Below are 18596 nucleotides of genomic sequence, written 5' to 3'. Positions count from 1 at the left end.
TTGCGTAAATAATAAAGGGAGCGACATGCTCCCTTTTTTGTTAGTACATCACTTCGTGACCATAACCCGCCAGGATCTTTTTGACCCTTTCCATGGTCTCTTTGCTGGGTGGTTTAACGCCATCCAGTTTGTACTCTTCACCCATGGCAATCCATTTATGCTTGCCCAGTTCATGGTAGGGCAGTAGCTCAATCTTCTCGACGTTCTCCATATCTTTCGTAAATTCGCCGAGGCGATGGGCAGAATCATCATCATCGGAATAGCCAGGCACCACCACAAAGCGAATCCAGGTACGTTTGCCTTTCTTCTTCAGATAGCGCGCGAAATCGAGGGTGCGATGATTAGAGACGCCAACCAGAATCTGGTGCACATCATCATTGATTTGTTTTAGGTCGAGCATCACCAGATCGGTGGCATCCAGCATTTCGTCGATCACTGGATCGTAACGACGTACAAAGCCGTTGGTATCCAGGCAGGTGTGAATGCCTTCTGCCTTACAGGCACGGAACCAATCACGCACAAACTCGGCTTGTAAGATTGCTTCCCCACCTGATGCCGTTATTCCTCCGCCAGAGGCATTCATAAAGTGACGATACGACAGTGCATCTTTCATCAGGTCGTCCACCGTGACTTCTTTGCCACCGTGGGTGTCCCAGGTGTCGCGATTATGGCAGTAGAGGCAGCGCATCAGGCAGCCCTGGAAGAAGGTGATAAAACGGATGCCGGGACCGTCAACGGTGCCGCAGGATTCAAATGAGTGGATACGACCGATGGTTGACATTGCGATGTATTCTCCGGGTTAGCCTCAACATCAGGCGGCACAATCTGTGTTGTGCTCTTGGATTAAAGTCGATTTTGCCAGGCTGCCAGCGAAAGCAAACTGGCAAAACAGACTTGGGGAGAAAAGGCTCCCGCAGGAGCCTTTACATTTCAGGGAGGATTACAGGGACTGAGTGAACGTACGGGTAATCACATCCTGCTGCTGCTCTTTGGTCAGCGAGTTGAAGCGCACAGCATAACCGGAAACGCGAATGGTTAACTGAGGATATTTCTCAGGGTGTTCCATCGCATCCAGCAGCATCTCACGGTTCATCACGTTGACATTCAGGTGCTGGCCGCCCTCGATATTGGCTTCATGGTGGAAGTAACCATCCATCAGGCCAGCAAGGTTGGTTTTACGCACGTTATCATCTTTACCCAGTGCATTTGGCACGATGGAGAAGGTGTAAGAGATACCATCTTTCGCGTAAGCAAACGGCAGTTTGGCAACCGAGGTCAGTGAGGCAACGGCACCTTTCTGATCGCGACCGTGCATAGGGTTAGCACCTGGGCCGAATGGCGCACCTGCACGACGACCGTCAGGGGTGTTACCGGTCTTCTTACCGTACACCACGTTAGAGGTGATGGTCAGCACCGACTGGGTAGGTACTGCATTACGATAGGTTTGCAGTTTCTGAATTTTCTTCATGAAACGTTCAACCAGGTCACACGCCATATCATCGACACGTGAATCGTTGTTACCAAACTGCGGATACTCGCCTTCAATCTCGAAATCTACGGCCAGACCATCCGCATCACGCACGGTTTTTACTTTGGCATATTTAATTGCAGACAGGGAATCCGCCGCCACTGACAAGCCTGCGATACCACACGCCATGGTGCGATAGACATCACGGTCATGCAGCGCCATCAGTGAAGCTTCATAACTGTACTTATCATGCATGTAATGGATGATATTCAATGAGGTGACATACTGTTTAGCCAGCCAATCCATGAAGTGATCCAGACGTGCCATCACAGTGTCGAAATCCAGAATTTCATCAGTGATTGGCGCTTCTTTCGGGCCAACCTGCATTTTCAGTTTTTCGTCCACGCCACCGTTGATTGCATACAGCAGTGTTTTAGCGAGGTTGGCGCGGGCACCGAAGAACTGCATCTGTTTGCCGACAATCATTGGGCTCACACAGCAGGCGATCGCGTAGTCATCGTTATCAAAGTCAGGGCGCATCAGATCGTCATTCTCATACTGCAATGAAGACGTATCGATAGAGACTTTGGCCGCATATTTTTTAAAGTTAACCGGCAGCTTTTCTGACCACAGAATGGTCATGTTAGGTTCCGGTGATGGGCCCATGGTGTACAAGGTATTCAGGAAGCGGAAGGTACTTTTGGTGACTAAAGTACGGCCATCAACACCCATACCGGCCAGAGACTCGGTTGCCCAGATTGGGTCACCTGAGAACAGTTCGTCATATTCTGGAGTGCGCAGGAAACGTACCATACGCAGTTTCATCACCAGGTGGTCAATTAACTCCTGCGCGCCTTCTTCAGTCAGTTTGCCCGCTTTAATATCACGGTCGATATAAACATCGAGGAAGGTGGATACGCGACCGAATGACATCGCGGCGCCGTTCTGTGATTTCACCGCGGCCAGATAGCCGAAGTAGGTCCACTGTACAGCCTCTTGCGCTGTGGTAGCGGGCAGAGAAATATCAGAGCCGTATTTGGCAGCCATTTCTTTAATCTGGCCAAGCGCACGGTGTTGCTCGGAGATTTCTTCACGCAGACGGATGGTGGCTTCAAGATTGACACCATTTTCCATATCGCTTTGCAGTGAATTGAACTGCGCCACTTTATCTTTCATCAGATAATCGATGCCGTACAGCGCCACGCGGCGATAGTCACCGATGATACGACCACGACCATAAGCATCTGGCAGACCGGTTAAGACACCGGATTTACGGCAGCGCAGAATATCAGGGGTATAGACATCGAACACACCCTGGTTATGAGTTTTACGATAGTCGGTAAAGACTTTTTTCAGGGCTGGGTCGAGTTCACGGCCATAAACCTTACAAGAGCCCTCGACCATTTTGATGCCGCCAAACGGGATAATGGCGCGTTTCAGTGGAGCTTCAGTTTGCAGACCTACGATGGTCTCCAGCGATTTATTGATATAACCCGCATCATGTGACGTGATGGTAGAAGCCAGGTCGGTATCGAAATCAACCGGTGCATGGGTGCGGTTCTCAATCTTGATACCTTCCAGCACGCTGTCCCACAGTTTAGTGGTGGCGGGTGTGGCGCCTGCGAGGAAAGATTCGTCACCTTCATAGGGGGTGTAGTTTTTCTGGATAAAGTCACGGACGTTGACACCGTTCTGCCATTCGCCGGCGCTAAATCCTTCCCAGGCTGACGCCATTTTTTCGTTAAGTTCGGACATGATATACCTGCCTTATTTAGGGAGACTCTGACGATGACGTGCCCTTGAGCACGCCCGTATCAATTGCTTAGTGAACCGGCTCATCACCACGAAGATAGATGACCCAGTAGGTCAAACCGACTAACAATCCGCCGCCGATAATGTTGCCGATCGTCACGGGAATAAGGTTGTTAACAATAAAGTCGCCAACGCTGAGAGAGGGGAACTGTGCGGCGCTGGAGCCGGCCAGTTGCCAGAATTCCGGGCTGGCGAAGTCGCGAATGACAATTGCCATAGGGATTAAAAACATGTTGGCGATGCTGTGCTCAAACCCGCTGGCAACGAACATCCCGACCGGCAATATCATGGCAAACATTTTGTCAAACAGACTGCGGCCGGAGTAACTCATCCATACGGCCAGGCAAACCATCAGATTAGCCAGTGTGCCGAGGCTAACGGCCTCAATAAACGTGTGATGCATTTTGTGATCGGCGGTTTGCAGGACGTTCAACCCCCACGCGCCGTTGGCAACCATATGTTCACCTGCTAACCAAATCAGCGCGACAAAGAACAGCGCACCAAACAAGTTACCGATATAGACATTCAGCCAATGACGACCGAGTTGCATCCAGGTGATGCGCCCGCTGGCTTTCGCCACCACAATCAAAACCGTCGAAGTGAAAAGGTCCGCGCCACATACCACAACCAGCATCAAACCCAGAGAGAAGCAGATACCGCCAATCAGTTTCGCAATACCGTAGGGCATCGCGCCACTGCCCGTGGTGGCAGTAATGTAGAAAACAAATGCGATAGAAATAAATACGCCAGCAGTGATGGCTAAGAAGAAGGTGGTTAAAGGATGTTTAGTGGCTTTATAGACGCCGGCATCTTCAGCAACTTTCGCCATGGCCGCGGGTAATAATGCATTAAAAGGGTTGTCAGCTTTCACACTAACGCTCTCCTGAAATTGTCTGTAAAGATACTAACAAAGGAGTATAGGTCAGGAATTGATGTGGATCATAAATGGCAGGGAGGTACGGGGTAAGCGAGGCGTTAAGCTAAGGAATTTTCATGTAACAATTTGAATTATAACAACTAAAAAATTTTTAATTTATGCAGAATAAGTTTAATGAAGGGTCTTTGAAAGTGACTTAATGTTAATTCAGTTTAATCAATGAAACTGAATTGTTAATTATCAATATTCAATGTTGAGTATGACAATTTGAGGCAAAAAAAATGGCACCGGGATTAATCAGTGCCATTCTCAACGTTAGCAAAAATATCGCGCTAAGCGCCCGTGAATATTACTTTGACCAATAGTTACGTTTTGCTGCCTGCAGTTTTTCGTAGGTGGCCAGCAGGGCCTGATGAGCCGGGAAGGCTTTCAGATCCAGGTCTACCGCTTGCAGGCCGTAGAATGGTGCTTCACCGCTGATCGCTGCAGAAGCGGCATCAACGGCGTTTTCGCCATACATCCGCACAAAGGCACGATGATATTGCAGAGGATCGCGTTCTTCCTCCATGGCGAGCAACAGCAGGGTTTGCAGGCAACGGTAATAGTTGGCGCGTTCAGCGCTGAAGATTGACTGGTTGAACTCCATGGTCCATTCCGTCCAGATCAGAGCCTGATCCAAATCTCCGCCCGCCAATGCCAGCATGGCTTTCAGCTCGCCAATACGAAGGGTGTACCAGCCATTGTCTTTACCTGACGCCAGACCCAGTAGCTCACGGACGCGAGTGAAGTCGTCATGACCTTCTTCATCCAACTGCTCGATGAGGTTCAGATACGCCTCCGGTTCCCACTCACTGGCTGGCAGCGCCAGCAACGTTTCACGCAGCGGCGCGCCCATGCTGTTGTTGGCCAATAACAGGTCTTCCGCCGGATAAATATCTGACATGCCCGGTACGATGATACGGCAGGCGTAAACGCCCAGATGCTCATAATCCGCGATGTAAACCTCTTGATCTTCCGCGCGGAAGATGGCCATCAGCGTATCAAACTCTTCGTGCGTGCTGCCTGAGAAACTCCAGTCGACGAAAGGATAATCCGCATCATCTTTGAACATGTCCCAGGAGATTAAACCACTGGAATCGATAAAGTGGGTTTCCAGGTTGGCGTGTTCAGCCACTTCTTCATCATCAAAGGTCGGTGGGGTGAAGACATCCAGGTCTTTCAGTCCACGGCCCTGGAGCAGTTCAGTAACGGTACGTTCCAATGCCACACCAAAGTCAGGGTGCGCGCCGAATGAAGCAAAGCAAGTGCCGTTGGCCGGGTTAAACAACACTACGCAGATAACCGGGTACTTGCCGCCCAGTGAAGCATCGTAAGAGAAGATCGGGAAACCTTCGGCTTCCAGACGTTCAATCGCCTCAATCACGCCGGGGTAGCGCTGCATCACTTCAGCAGGAATTTCTGGCAGGCTAATTGACTCAGCGATAATGCGGTTTTTGATGTGGCGCTCAAAGACTTCAGACAGGCCTTGTACACGCGCTTCATTCGCGGTGTTACCGGCAGACATGCCGTTAGAAACATACAGGTTGCCGATGATGTTCATCGGGATGTACACCGTCTGCTGGTCGGATTGACGAGTAAATGGCAGGCCGCAGATACCACGGTCAACATTACCTGACTGCAGGTCAATCAGATCTGAGGCGCTCAGACTATCTTCTGGATCGTAAAATTTCTGCAGACGCGCATCCAGAATCCCTGCTGGTAAACTGTCATCGTCAGTCAATGGGAACCACTTCTCATTCGGGTAGTGAACGAAATCGCCGTTGGCGATGGACTGACCGAGCCAGAAATCGGCGAAGAAGTAGTTGGTTGAGAGACGCTCAAAATATTCGCCTAACGCCGAAGCCAGTGCCGCTTTCTTACTGGCACCTTTACCATTGGTAAAGCACAGCGGGCAGTCGCGATCGCGGATATGCACAGACCAGACGTGTGGAACCGGGTTCAGCCAGGAGGCTTCTTCAATGTTGAAGCCCAGGTCCTGCAGTTTGTGCTGGAAACGTGCGATGGAGTCTTCCAGTGCGGCGTCTTTTCCTGGAATAAACGTTTGCGTCATGTTGGCGCTCTCTCAAGTCGATGGTTGGGCGTAAAGCGCGCAATGATACGGGTTTTGCGCCTGCTTCGCTATTCAGTGGTCTAAATTTATCGCGGTATTGTCACGGCTATTTCATCACCTGGCAGCATTCTGATTTTACTTCGGGAATCTCCCTCACAAAATTCCGTGGCTTATTGCATTTATGACATAAGCTGCGGTGGAGCCCGCCCCGGAATTGAGATCGCTATCGGATTAATGATTGCAGCCATTCGGAGGCAATGATAAAACCGATACGGTATTCATAACCGTTCGATATGACAGTGGTGAGGGGAAATGACGCAGGTTTATAATTTTAGCTCCGGCCCAGCGATGCTGCCGGTAGAAGTGCTCCGTCGTGCAGAACAAGAACTGACAAACTGGCACGGATTAGGCACCTCTGTAATGGAGATCAGCCATCGCAGTAAAGAGTTCATTGCTGTCGCTGAAGCAGCAGAACAGGATTTTCGCGATCTGCTGAAGATCCCATCGAACTACAAAGTTTTATTCTGCCATGGTGGCGCGCGCGCGCAGTTCGCGGCTATTCCAGGTAACCTGCTGGGTGATGCTAAATCCGCTGACTATATTGATGGCGGCTACTGGGCACACAGCGCGATTAAAGAAGCTGAAAAATATTGCACCCCGAACACCATCGACGTCAAAACCACGCTTAACGGCAAACGTGCTTTGTTACCGATGCGTGAATGGCAGCTTAACGATGATGCTGCCTATGTGCATTTCTGCCCGAATGAAACCATTGATGGCATCGCAATCGATGAAGAGCCTGACTTTGGTGACAAAGTGGTGGTGGCTGACCTGTCATCAACCATTATGTCTCGCCCAATCGATGTCAGCCGTTACGGTGTGATCTACGCGGGCGCACAGAAAAACATCGGTCCAGCGGGATTAACGCTGGTGGTGGTGCGTGAAGATCTGCTGGGCAAAGCACAAAGTTATGTGCCGTCTATCCTTGATTACAAGGTGCTGGCTGAAAACGAATCCATGTTCAACACACCGCCGACTTTTGCCTGGTACCTCTCTGGTCTGGTATTCAAATGGCTGAAAGAGAAGGGCGGTGTTGCTGAGATGGATAAGGTCAATCAGGCGAAAGCAGACCTGCTCTATGGCGTCATTGATAACAGCAGCTTCTACCGTAACGATGTTGCCGCTGCGAACCGTTCACGTATGAACGTGCCGTTCCAGCTGGCTGATGCCGCGCTGGATAAAGTGTTCCTGGACGAGTCTCTGCAGGCAGGCCTGCATGCACTGAAAGGACACCGCGTGGTTGGCGGTATGCGTGCGTCGATCTACAATGCGATGCCGCTGGAAGGGGTGAAAGCCCTGACTGAGTTCATGATCGACTTCGAACGTCGTCACGGCTAATTACTCATCATCGGCCAGCCTGGCTGGCCACTGGCCCCGTTAAACAACGGGGTTTTGTCTTTTCTGGAGATTTGGTTTCACATGCAGGACTCCCTGACTCTACAACCGATTGCTCGCGTTGACGGCACGGTAAACTTACCGGGTTCAAAAAGCGTTTCTAACCGCGCATTGTTATTGGCCGCGCTGGCCAACGGCACGACTCGCCTGACCAATTTGCTGGACAGCGATGACGTTAAACACATGCTGAATGCGCTGAAGGCGCTGGGCGTCAATTATACGCTCTCTGCCGATCGTACCGTGTGCGAAGTGGTGGGAAATGCAGGTCCGCTGCACAGTGACCAGGCCCTGGAACTCTTTCTGGGCAACGCCGGTACTGCTATGCGTCCGCTGGCAGCCGCATTGTGCCTGGGTCAACAGTCGATTGTGCTGACTGGCGAACCCCGCATGAAAGAGCGCCCAATTGGTCATCTGGTGGATGCGTTGCGTCAGGGCGGAGCTAAAATTGATTACCTGGAGCAGACGGATTATCCGCCGCTGCGTCTGAACGGCGGGTTTGTAGGTGGCGATGTCAGTGTGGACGGTAGTGTTTCCAGCCAGTTCCTGACAGCATTGCTAATGACCGCTCCGCTGGCACCGAAAGACACTGTGATTACCATCAAAGGTGATCTGGTTTCTAAGCCGTACATTGATATTACACTGCACCTGATGCGTTGTTTTGGTGTCGAAGTCGATAACCAGAACTACCAGCGCTTTGTGGTGAAAGGCCAGCAGCAGTATCAATCTCCGGGCGATTATCTGGTGGAGGGCGATGCCTCTTCTGCCTCTTATTTCCTCGCCGCCGCCGCCATTAAAGGTGGAACGGTTCGCGTAACCGGGATTGGCCGCAACAGCGTTCAGGGCGACATCCGCTTTGCTGATGTGCTGGAAAAAATGGGTGCGGTGATCGAGTGGGGTGATGACTATATTGCCTGCACACGAGGTTCTCTGACCGCGATTGATATGGACATGAACCATATTCCAGATGCGGCGATGACCATTGCCACCACGGCGTTGTTCGCGGAAGGCACCACCTTGATGCGAAATATCTACAACTGGCGTGTGAAAGAGACTGACCGCTTAGCGGCGATGGCGACCGAATTGCGCAAAGTGGGTGCGGAAGTAGAAGAAGGTCACGATTTTATTCGTGTCACTCCACCGGCTCAGCTTCAGCATGCGGATATTGGCACTTATAACGATCACCGCATGGCGATGTGCTTTGCGCTGGTGGCGTTATCGGACACGCCTGTCACCATTCTTGATCCCGGCTGCACGGCGAAAACCTTCCCGGATTACTTCCAGCAGTTGGCGAAAATCAGCCAGACCTCTTGATCACGCTACCCGGTACGCTTGTGCCGGGTTTCCTCGCTCTCTTCTGGTCTTGTTGGGCGGAAATTCTTCTGAATCTGTCGAAATTTCTGGCGCTGTCTACGCTAAAGGGTAACTAACCTGACGCGGGCAGCGTATAATGCCGCGCATTCAAACAGCCAAGAAGGCTGATAATAAGCACGCAGCAACAGGAGAGAACAATGACGGCAATCGCCCCGGTAATTACCATTGATGGCCCAAGTGGCGCAGGTAAAGGGACCTTGTGTAAAGCGATGGCGGAGTCATTGCAGTGGCATTTGCTGGATTCTGGTGCCATTTATCGCGTACTCGCATTGGCTGCACTTCATCATCAGGTGGATATTGAATCCGAAGAAGCATTAGTGCCTATGGCGGCTCACCTCGACGTGCGTTTCTTGTCTGTTGAAGGCGAAATGCAGGTCATTTTGGAAGGTGAGGATGTGACCGGTGAAATCCGTACGCAGGAAGTGAGCAATACGGCTTCGCGGGTTGCTGCTTTCCCACGCGTGCGTGAAGCGCTGCTGCGTCGCCAGCGAGCATTCCGTGAAGAGCCGGGTTTGATTGCGGATGGCCGCGATATGGGCACCGTGGTATTCCCCGATGCACCGGTAAAAATCTTCCTGGATGCAAGTTCGGAAGAGCGTGCTCACCGTCGTATGCTACAGTTGCAGGAGAAGGGCTTTAATGTTAACTTTGATCGCCTTTTATCCGAGATAAAGGAACGCGACGACCGCGATCGTAATCGTGCAATTGCGCCTTTAGTGCCTGCCGCTGATGCTCTGGTGCTGGATTCAACCAGTATGTCCATTGAGCAAGTGATTGAAAAGGCACTTGATTATGCCCGCCAAAAGCTGGGCATTTAATCTATTCGGTAACTGAATTGTAGTAACCCTGTACCACGGATCCGGTGCTGGGCATGTGAAACAACCCCATCCGACAATGACGTCAGGTGGACGTTAAATTGAAGAATCCTAAGATTATCAATATGACTGAATCTTTTGCTCAACTATTTGAAGAATCACTGAAAGAAATCGAAACCCGTCCGGGTTCCATCGTTCGTGGCGTTGTTGTCTCTATCGATAAAGACGTAGTCCTGGTTGATGCGGGTCTGAAATCTGAGTCTGCAATTCCTGCAGAGCAGTTCAAGAACGCAGCCGGCGAACTGGAAATCCAGGTTGGCGACGAAGTTGACGTTGCGCTTGACGCAGTTGAAGACGGCTTCGGTGAAACCCTGCTGTCCCGTGAGAAAGCTAAGCGTCACGAAGCTTGGATCACGCTGGAAAAAGCTTACGAAGAAGCTGAAACTGTTACCGGTGTTATCAACGGCAAAGTTAAAGGTGGCTTCACAGTTGAGCTGAACGGTATTCGTGCGTTCCTGCCAGGTTCACTGGTTGACGTTCGTCCGGTTCGCGATACTCTGCACCTGGAAGGCAAAGAGCTTGAGTTCAAAGTTATCAAGCTTGATCAGAAACGTAACAACGTGGTGGTTTCTCGCCGCGCAGTTATCGAATCTGAAAACAGCGCTGAACGCGATCAGCTGCTGGAAAACCTGCAGGAAGGCATGGAAGTTAAAGGTATCGTTAAGAACCTCACTGACTACGGCGCATTCGTGGACCTGGGTGGCGTTGACGGCCTGCTGCACATCACCGATATGGCCTGGAAACGCGTTAAGCATCCAAGCGAAATCGTCAACGTGGGCGACGAAATCACTGTTAAAGTGCTGAAGTTCGACCGCGAGCGTACTCGTGTATCTCTGGGCCTGAAACAGCTGGGCGAAGATCCATGGGTTGCTATCGCTAAGCGTTACCCAGAAGGCACCAAGCTGACTGGCCGTGTAACCAACCTGACTGATTACGGCTGCTTCGTTGAAATCGAAGAAGGCGTTGAAGGTCTGGTACACGTTTCTGAAATGGACTGGACCAACAAAAACATTCACCCATCTAAAGTTGTTAACGTGGGCGATGTTGTTGAAGTTATGGTTCTGGACATCGACGAAGAACGTCGTCGTATCTCCCTGGGTCTGAAGCAGTGCAAAAACAACCCATGGCAGCAGTTCGCTGAGACCCACAACAAAGGCGATCGCGTTGAAGGTAAAATCAAGTCAATCACTGACTTCGGTATCTTCATCGGCCTGGACGGTGGCATCGACGGTCTGGTTCACCTGTCAGACATCTCCTGGAACGCGACTGGCGAAGAAGCCGTTCGTGAGTACAAAAAAGGCGACGAAATCGCTGCTGTTGTACTGCAGGTTGATGCAGAGCGCGAGCGCATCTCTCTGGGCGTGAAGCAGTTGGCTGAAGATCCATTCAACAACTACATCACCCTGAACAAGAAAGGCGCTATCGTTAACGGTAAAGTAACTGCAGTAGACGCTAAAGGTGCTACAGTAGAATTGGCTGATGGCGTTGAAGGTTACCTGCGCGCTTCAGAAGCTTCACTGGACCGTATCGAAGATGCAACTCTGGTTCTGAGTGTTGGTGACGACGTTGAAGCTAAATTCACCGGCGTTGACCGTAAGAACCGCGTTGTAAGCCTGTCTGTTCGTGCTAAAGACCAGGCTGATGAGAAAGAAGCTATCAACACTGTTAACACCAAACAGGAAGAAAGCAACTTCTCTAGCGCTATGGCTGAAGCGTTCAAAGCGGCTAAAGGCGAGTAATCGACCCGAGGCACCGGACGATGTAAGTCGTCCGGTTTCGGTAAAAGCTGTCATACCTTTCCCATTAAGGATTAACCGGAGGTTACATGACCAAGTCAGAACTTATTGAAAGACTTGCTGGACAGCATACTCATATTCCGGCGAAAGTCGTTGAGGATGCAGTTAAAGAGATGCTCGAGCACATGGCCACCACGTTGGCACAGGGCGAGCGCATTGAAATCCGGGGATTCGGCAGCTTTTCTTTGCACTACCGCGCACCGCGCACTGGTCGTAACCCGAAAACGGGTGACAAAGTGGATCTGGAAGGTAAATACGTTCCCCACTTTAAGCCGGGCAAAGAATTGCGTGACCGTGCAAATATCTACGGCTAAGCCGTTACCGAACGACAAAGCGACACCTCCGGGTGTCGTTTTTTTTGCTCTAAATTCGTTGTTGTGAATCTGATTCCTAAACCCACATCAACAATGAAAGCCACTTCGTTTTTTTGGCATCCGCAATCCAGCTCTCCCCATTCCTGAAAGCTATTCCTGCCAATTGCACGCAAACTGGTGCCCATTGCGGGAGAAAAGTGATGCGTATAACAGGGATTGCAGTAGCCAGAATCATGATCCTGGCGGCGCTACCATTGGGTTTGTTACCTCAAATACCGACCATGGAAATGATCGCTGTGATGGTGCTACCAGCACTTATTGTGGCATCCCTGCCTTGGGCTGTGCTGCGTCTTATTGGCATGGGTATCCTGCTTCTGGCGTGGGCGCTATTGGAAGCGAGACAGATGCTGAATGTGATTGACCAGCTTTCAATGGTGCCAGCCGAAGTGACGCTGCGTATTGTTGATGTGAAGGAAAATCAACAGCAATTTAAAGCCCAGATTATCCGTGTGGGTGAGCGATATCAGTTCCCGCCGTTGTTTGTCAGTATCAATGCGGAGCCAGGTGAATCGGGGTATTGTGCAGGGCAACGCTGGAAAATGACCTTACGCTTGCGTGCAGTGCATGGTCGATTGAATGAAGGCGGGTTTGATGCCCAACGTTTTGCGCTGGCAAACCATACACCTTTGCAGGGGAGAATCATTAACCAGCTGGCGGAATCGGTAGATTGTAATTTGCGAACGCAGGTTATGCGCCATCATCAACCTCTTTTTGAACACCTGCAACAACCTGCCATTTTGCAGGCGCTGGCTTTTGGTGAACGTGAGAACATGACCAAAACTCAGCGACAATTATTACGTGAGACCGGAACCGCACACTTAATGGCGATTTCCGGTATGCATATTGCGCTAGCGGCCAGCGTTGGCTGGATGATAGTACGTGGCTTGCAGCTGCTGCAGCCTGCGCACACCATCGGTTATCTGCTGCCACTGATGGGGAGCATCATTACCGCGACAATCTACTACTGGCTGTCGGGCAGCCATGCACCAGCACAGCGCGCGCTGGTCGCGCTACTACTGTGGACGACGATAAGAATGGCTGGCTGGCAGTTAACAGGCTGGCAGATTTGGACACTGTGCATGGGTGTACTGCTTTGGCTTGATCCCCTCTCCGTCTTATCTGAAAGCTTTTGGCTCTCTGCTCTTGCCGTCGCCATGTTAATCATCTGGTTCCAGTGGTTTGCCTTGCCGGATCGATACCGTCAGGCCTGGCGCTGGCTGCCGCTGAGATTGCTGCACTTACAACTTGGCATGATGATACTGATGGCTCCTCTGCAGATTTTTTTATTTCAGGGAATCAGCCTCAGTGCACTGGTCGCTAACCTCATCGCGGTGCCGGTGGTATCGCTTTTCACCGTGCCATTGATACTGCTGGCGCTTTTGCTGCCCATACAACCCATCGCTTCGGTACTGTGGCGGTTGGCGGATTTTTCTGTCAATCAGGTGATGCAGGGCCTGGCATACTTGCCAGCAGGATGGTGGCCGTTAAATGATGCCTTGCCGGCAGTGGCCCTGCTATGGGGCGGTTTATTTATGTGGCGCAGTGGTTTGCTGAATAACACGCTGATGCTTTGCTGCGGCTGCGCATTGGCATTTCTGTTATGGCGTCATCAGTCTGAACAAGATGACTGGCAGATTGACGTGCTGGATGTGGGCCATGGTCTGGCGATCGCGATTACACAGGGTAATGATGTGGTGTTGTACGATGCGGGTCCACGCTGGAATGAAGATGATGCGGGCGCGCGCGTGATACTGCCATGGTTACTGTATAAGGGACGACAGTTAAACACGGTGGTGGTAAGTCATAAGCATCTGGATCATCGGGGTGGGCTCAATTCACTGCATCAGGCCAATCCCAATATGATGATCCGCAGTGCATTGGGTGAAGCGGGGCATTTACCCTGTCAGCGAGGAGAGCAGTGGCAATGGGGCAAACTGACCTTTACGGCACTCTGGCCGCCTGCAGGGAATACGCAAGGGCAAAATAATGACTCTTGTGTCGTACGCGTAGACGATGGAGCTGTCAGCCTGCTGCTCACCGGGGATATTGAGTTAGAAGCAGAAAGAAAATTGGTGGCATTAGAGAAAACCCAGCTCACCAGCACGTTAATGCAGGTCCCTCATCATGGTAGCCGAACCTCTTCGGGGCCTTTACTGTTACGTAGTGTTGCAGGAAAGGGCGCGGTGGCATCGGTAGCGCGCTATAACGCCTGGCGCATGCCAGCCGCCGCCGTGGTGGAACGCTATCGCCAACAGGGCTATATCTGGTATGACACGGCACAATCCGGGCAGGTCCACATTGGTATTCGGCAGGGTGAATGGCAGATTAAGGGATTGAGGGAGCAAATAAAACCTCGCTGGTATCATCAGTGGTTTGGCGTCAAACGTGAATCCAGGTAGAATGAGCGGCTATTTCAAACAGCGTGAATAAATAATGCATCAAGACAAAGATCTCTCAACGTGGCAAACGTTCCGCCGACTCTGGCCGATGATTGCGCCGCACAAAGCAGGACTGTTTGTGTCTGCGGTGGCGCTGATTCTCAATGCGGCCGGCGATACCTTAATGTTGTCGCTGTTGAAACCTTTACTGGATGATGGCTTCGGCAAGGCCGACCGCTCCGTCATGCTTTGGATGCCTCTGGTGGTGATTGGCCTGATGCTGGTGCGTGGCGTGACCAGCTACATCTCCAGTTATTGCATCTCTTGGGTATCGGGCAACGTGGTCATGAATATGCGCCGCCGCTTGTTTGGTCACATGATGGGCATGCCCGTGGCGTTCTTTGACCAGCAATCAACCGGCACATTGCTGTCACGCATCACTTATGATTCCGAGCAGGTTGCTTCGTCCTCTTCCAGTGCACTGGTGACGGTCGTACGTGAAGGCGCCTCGATCATCGGCCTGTTTATCATGATGTTCTACTACAGTTGGCAGCTGTCATTAATTTTGATAGTCCTTGCGCCAATTGTTTCCTTTGCGATTCGCACAGTGTCCAAACGCTTCCGCAGCATCAGTAAAAACATGCAGAACACCATGGGACAAGTCACCACCAGTGCTGAACAGATGCTGAAAGGGCACAAAGAGGTGCTGATCTTTGGTGGTCAGGATGTTGAAGCACAGCGTTTCTCCCTGGTGAGCAACAAAATGCGCCAGCAGGGCATGAAACTGGTTTCGGCATCTTCCATTTCCGATCCGGTCATTCAACTGATTGCTTCTCTGGCACTGGCATTTGTGCTCTACGCCGCCAGCTTCCCCAGCGTGATGGAAACTCTCACCGCCGGTACCATCACTGTGGTGTTCTCATCAATGATTGCACTGATGCGCCCACTGAAGTCGCTGACCAACGTTAATGCCCAGTTCCAGCGCGGCATGGCGGCTTGTCAGACACTGTTCTCGATTCTGGATAGCGAGCAGGAAATTGATAATGGCAAGCGTGAAATCACGCGTGCCAAAGGCGATGTCGAATTCCGCAATGTGACCTTTACCTATCCTGGCCGTGAAGTCCCGGCGCTGCGTGATATCAATCTGTCACTGCCCGAGGGCAAAACCGTGGCATTGGTAGGACGCTCAGGATCGGGTAAATCGACCATGGCGAGCCTGTTGACCCGTTTCTACGATATCGACTCCGGTGAAATTCTGCTCGACGGTCACGATCTGCGCGAATATACCTTGCGCTCCCTGCGTAATCAGGTGGCGCTGGTTTCCCAGAATGTCCATCTGTTCAATGACACCATCGCCAATAACATTGCTTATGCACGCAATGGTGAATACACCCGCGAACAGATTGAACAGGCAGCGACTATGGCGCACGCCATGGACTTTATTAAGAAGATGGATAACGGTCTGGATACCGTGATTGGTGAGAACGGCGTGTTGCTGTCAGGTGGCCAGCGTCAACGTATCGCCATCGCGCGCGCATTGCTGCGTGATTGCCCGATTCTGATCCTTGATGAAGCGACCTCAGCACTGGATACCGAATCCGAGCGCGCGATTCAGGCCGCACTGGATGAGCTGCAGAAAAACCGCACTTCGCTGGTTATCGCGCACCGCCTGTCGACCATCGAAAAAGCCGATGAAATCGTGGTCGTTGAGGATGGTCGTATCGTTGAACGCGGTACGCACAGCGTGTTGCTCGCCGAAAAGGGTGCCTATGCACAGCTTCACAAACTGCAGTTTGGTCAATGATTGAACGCATCTGGAGCGGGCGCTCGCCACTGTGGCTGCTATTGTGGCCACTGAGTTTGCTGTATGGGGCAATCAGCAGTTTGATTCGCCTCAGCTATCAGCGTGGCTGGCGTAAAAGCTGGCGTGCGCCATGTCCGGTGATTGTGGTAGGTAATCTGACGGCTGGCGGCAACGGTAAAACGCCGATGGTGATTTGGCTGGTTCAGGCACTGCAACAGCGTGGCCTGCGCGTTGGCGTTGTCTCACGCGGCTATGGTGGAAAGGCTGAGCGTTATCCACTGCTGGTGACGGCCGATACCCCGACATCACAAGCCGGCGACGAGCCGGTATTAATCGCGCAGCGTACTCAGGCGCCGGTAGCCGTCGCGCCTCAACGCCGTATGGCGGTAGAAGGACTGCTGGCCGCACAGAAACTGGATGTGATTATTACCGACGACGGTCTGCAACATTACGCGTTGCAGCGCGATCGTGAAATTGTGGTAGTGGATGGTGTCCGTCGCTTCGGTAATGGCTGGTGGCTGCCCGCAGGTCCGATGCGTGAGCGCGCATCCCGGCTGCAAAGCGTCAATGCCATCATCGTCAATGGTGGAGAGGCGCAAGCCGGTGAGATCGCCATGACGTTGCGTCCCGGTAAGGCGATCAATCTGGTGAACGGTGAGACAGCCAACCTCGATCAATTGCCAGAAACGGTGGCGATGGCCGGTATTGGGCATCCGCCGCGGTTCTTCAAAACGTTGCAACAGCACGGCATCCAGCCGGTGGCAGAAATCGCGTTTGCCGATCACCATGCTTATAGCGAAGAAGAGTTACAGCGTTTGACGCAGACTCATCAATGCCTGCTGATGACCGAAAAAGACGCAGTGAAATGCCGTAGTTTTGCACGTGACAACTGGTGGTATCTACCGGTTGATGCCGATCTGTCGGGGGCGTCCCTGGATGCTTTACTCGCCGATGTGACCCAACTCTGCACCACTGCGCGCGACGCCCGTTCGCGCTAAACCTGCTCAAAGGGAAGCGAGTCATGACCACAACATCGTCCCTTTCGCTACAAACCGCTCGTCACTTACATCTGGCTGCTCAGGGGCTGTTACGCCCACCGAGCCGCCGGGCACGCTTTGCCGATATCCATGCCTGCGTGCGCCAGATGTCATTACTGCAAATCGACACCATCAATGTCGTCGCCCGTAGCCCTTATCTGGTGCTGTTCAGCCGCCTTGGCGCTTATCCCACACAGTGGCTGGAAGAAACATTGGCCTCCGGTGCGCTTTTTGAGTATTGGGCGCACGAAGCCTGTTTCATCCCCTTCGAAGATTACCCGTTGCTACGCCATCGCATGCTGGAGCCGCAGCGGCTGGGGTGGAAATACAACGAGCAGTGGGTTGAAGAACATCAGCAGGAAATCGCCGCCTTGCTGAATCATATCGCTGAAAATGGCCCGGTACGCGCGGCCGATTTTGCCAGTGATAAGCACACCAAACCCGGCTGGTGGGCCTGGAAACCCCACAAGCGGCATCTGGAAAACCTGTTCAGCGCGGGTGAGTTGATGGTGGTCGAACGCCGTAACTTCCAGCGGGTGTACGATCTGCGCACCCGCGTGATGCCTGATTGGGATGACGAACAGCATGCAGTGAGTGAATCTGATGCGGTACTGGCGATGCTACGACACAGTGCCCGCAGTCTCGGTATTTTTCGTGCCAGTTGGTTGGCCGATTACTATCGGCTGAAGCGTGCACCCCTGCAATCCTGGATTAAGGATGCCGAAGCACAAGGCGAAATCGTGTGCGTTGAGGTGGAACAGCTCGGTGAGATGTGGCTGCATAAGAGCTTGTTACCTCTGCTGGATAGAATACCCAGCGCCACCCACACGGCCTTGTTGTCACCGTTCGATCCGGTGGTATGGGATCGCCGGCGCGCTCTGGAGTTGTTTAATTTCGATTACCGCATTGAGTGCTATACCCCTGCTGAGAAGCGCGTCTATGGTTACTTTGTTCTGCCGGTGTTACACCGAGGTGCACTCAAAGCGCGTATTGATGCAAAGATGGACCGCCAGGCACAGCAGCTGATTATTCGTGCATTTTGGCTTGAGCCCGGCGTGCGTGTTACCCAGGCCTTTCTGAATGATGTGCAAAAAGCCATCAGTCGCTTTGCACAGTGGCAAGGTGCCGATGAGGTCATCGTTGAAAATGTCCCTGCCGAACTGCTTGCTGCCTGGACGCATCGTTGGGTTATCAGCGATTGAGTTCATCGTAATAATGCCGCGCCCGGCGCACTGTGCT

Annotated in this window: 13 protein-coding genes; 9 read left to right on the top strand and 4 right to left on the bottom strand. The window is 52.1% G+C overall.

Translation table 11 applies throughout. The features are described 5' to 3' along the window. Positions 1–40: 40 nt before the first annotated feature. From pflA to ycaO, 4 genes are all read right to left on the bottom strand, one after another. On the bottom strand, positions 41–781 hold the full coding sequence (pflA, locus tag AC1MDE_RS09135; RefSeq protein ID WP_480344496.1) for a pyruvate formate lyase 1-activating protein: 741 nt from the start codon (positions 779–781) through the stop codon (positions 41–43). Positions 782–940: 159 nt separating this feature from the next. Next, positions 941–3223: a formate C-acetyltransferase gene (gene pflB, locus AC1MDE_RS09130; protein WP_479402757.1), complete on the bottom strand. Its 2283-nt coding sequence runs from the start codon at positions 3221–3223 to the stop codon at positions 941–943. A gap of 67 nt (positions 3224–3290) precedes the next feature. Then, a complete protein-coding gene (gene focA, locus AC1MDE_RS09125; protein ID WP_034820596.1) occupies positions 3291–4151 on the bottom strand; it encodes a formate transporter FocA in 861 nt (286 codons plus the stop codon). Between the two features lie 355 nt (positions 4152–4506). Continuing rightward, a complete protein-coding gene (ycaO, locus tag AC1MDE_RS09120) occupies positions 4507–6267 on the bottom strand; it encodes a 30S ribosomal protein S12 methylthiotransferase accessory factor YcaO (protein ID WP_480344495.1) in 1761 nt (586 codons plus the stop codon). A 312-nt stretch (positions 6268–6579) separates the two neighbouring features. Between ycaO and serC the strand changes: the two genes are divergently transcribed. From serC to AC1MDE_RS09075, 9 genes are all read left to right on the top strand, one after another. Next, the gene (gene serC / locus AC1MDE_RS09115; protein WP_034820590.1) at positions 6580–7665 is read left to right on the top strand and encodes a 3-phosphoserine/phosphohydroxythreonine transaminase; all 1086 of its coding nucleotides are present in this window, start codon (positions 6580–6582) and stop codon (positions 7663–7665) included. Positions 7666–7746: 81 nt separating this feature from the next. Then, entirely contained in the window at positions 7747–9033 is a 1287-nt protein-coding gene (aroA, locus tag AC1MDE_RS09110) for a 3-phosphoshikimate 1-carboxyvinyltransferase (protein WP_058961782.1), read from the top strand. 197 nt (positions 9034–9230) lie between these two features. Continuing rightward, entirely contained in the window at positions 9231–9911 is a 681-nt protein-coding gene (cmk, locus tag AC1MDE_RS09105) for a (d)CMP kinase (RefSeq protein WP_034820574.1), read from the top strand. Between the two features lie 122 nt (positions 9912–10033). Next, the gene (gene rpsA / locus AC1MDE_RS09100) at positions 10034–11707 is read left to right on the top strand and encodes a 30S ribosomal protein S1 (RefSeq protein WP_034820570.1); all 1674 of its coding nucleotides are present in this window, start codon (positions 10034–10036) and stop codon (positions 11705–11707) included. Positions 11708–11793: 86 nt separating this feature from the next. After that, positions 11794–12078 (top strand): integration host factor subunit beta, encoded by a 285-nt coding sequence (gene ihfB, locus AC1MDE_RS09095; protein WP_003849360.1) that lies wholly within the window; start codon positions 11794–11796, stop codon positions 12076–12078. Between the two features lie 200 nt (positions 12079–12278). Further along, positions 12279–14537, top strand: a complete 2259-nt coding sequence (locus AC1MDE_RS09090) for a DNA internalization-related competence protein ComEC/Rec2 (RefSeq protein WP_480344494.1) — start codon at positions 12279–12281, stop codon at positions 14535–14537. Between the two features lie 34 nt (positions 14538–14571). After that, the gene (msbA, locus tag AC1MDE_RS09085) at positions 14572–16320 is read left to right on the top strand and encodes a lipid A ABC transporter ATP-binding protein/permease MsbA (RefSeq protein ID WP_034820556.1); all 1749 of its coding nucleotides are present in this window, start codon (positions 14572–14574) and stop codon (positions 16318–16320) included. After that, on the top strand, positions 16317–17318 hold the full coding sequence (gene lpxK / locus AC1MDE_RS09080) for a tetraacyldisaccharide 4'-kinase (RefSeq protein WP_058961780.1): 1002 nt from the start codon (positions 16317–16319) through the stop codon (positions 17316–17318). The genes msbA and lpxK overlap by 4 nt, the downstream gene beginning before the upstream one ends. Positions 17319–17341: 23 nt before the next feature. Next, positions 17342–18559 carry a winged helix-turn-helix domain-containing protein gene (locus AC1MDE_RS09075; protein WP_480344493.1) on the top strand — a complete coding sequence of 406 codons (1218 nt, stop codon included), beginning with the start codon at positions 17342–17344 and terminating at the stop codon, positions 18557–18559. The last annotated feature ends 37 nt before the right edge of the window (positions 18560–18596 follow it).

Source organism: Pantoea folii (assembly GCF_056678875.1).
Note: the sequence above shows the minus strand (reverse complement) of the source record. Positions and strands in the feature narration are given on the sequence as shown.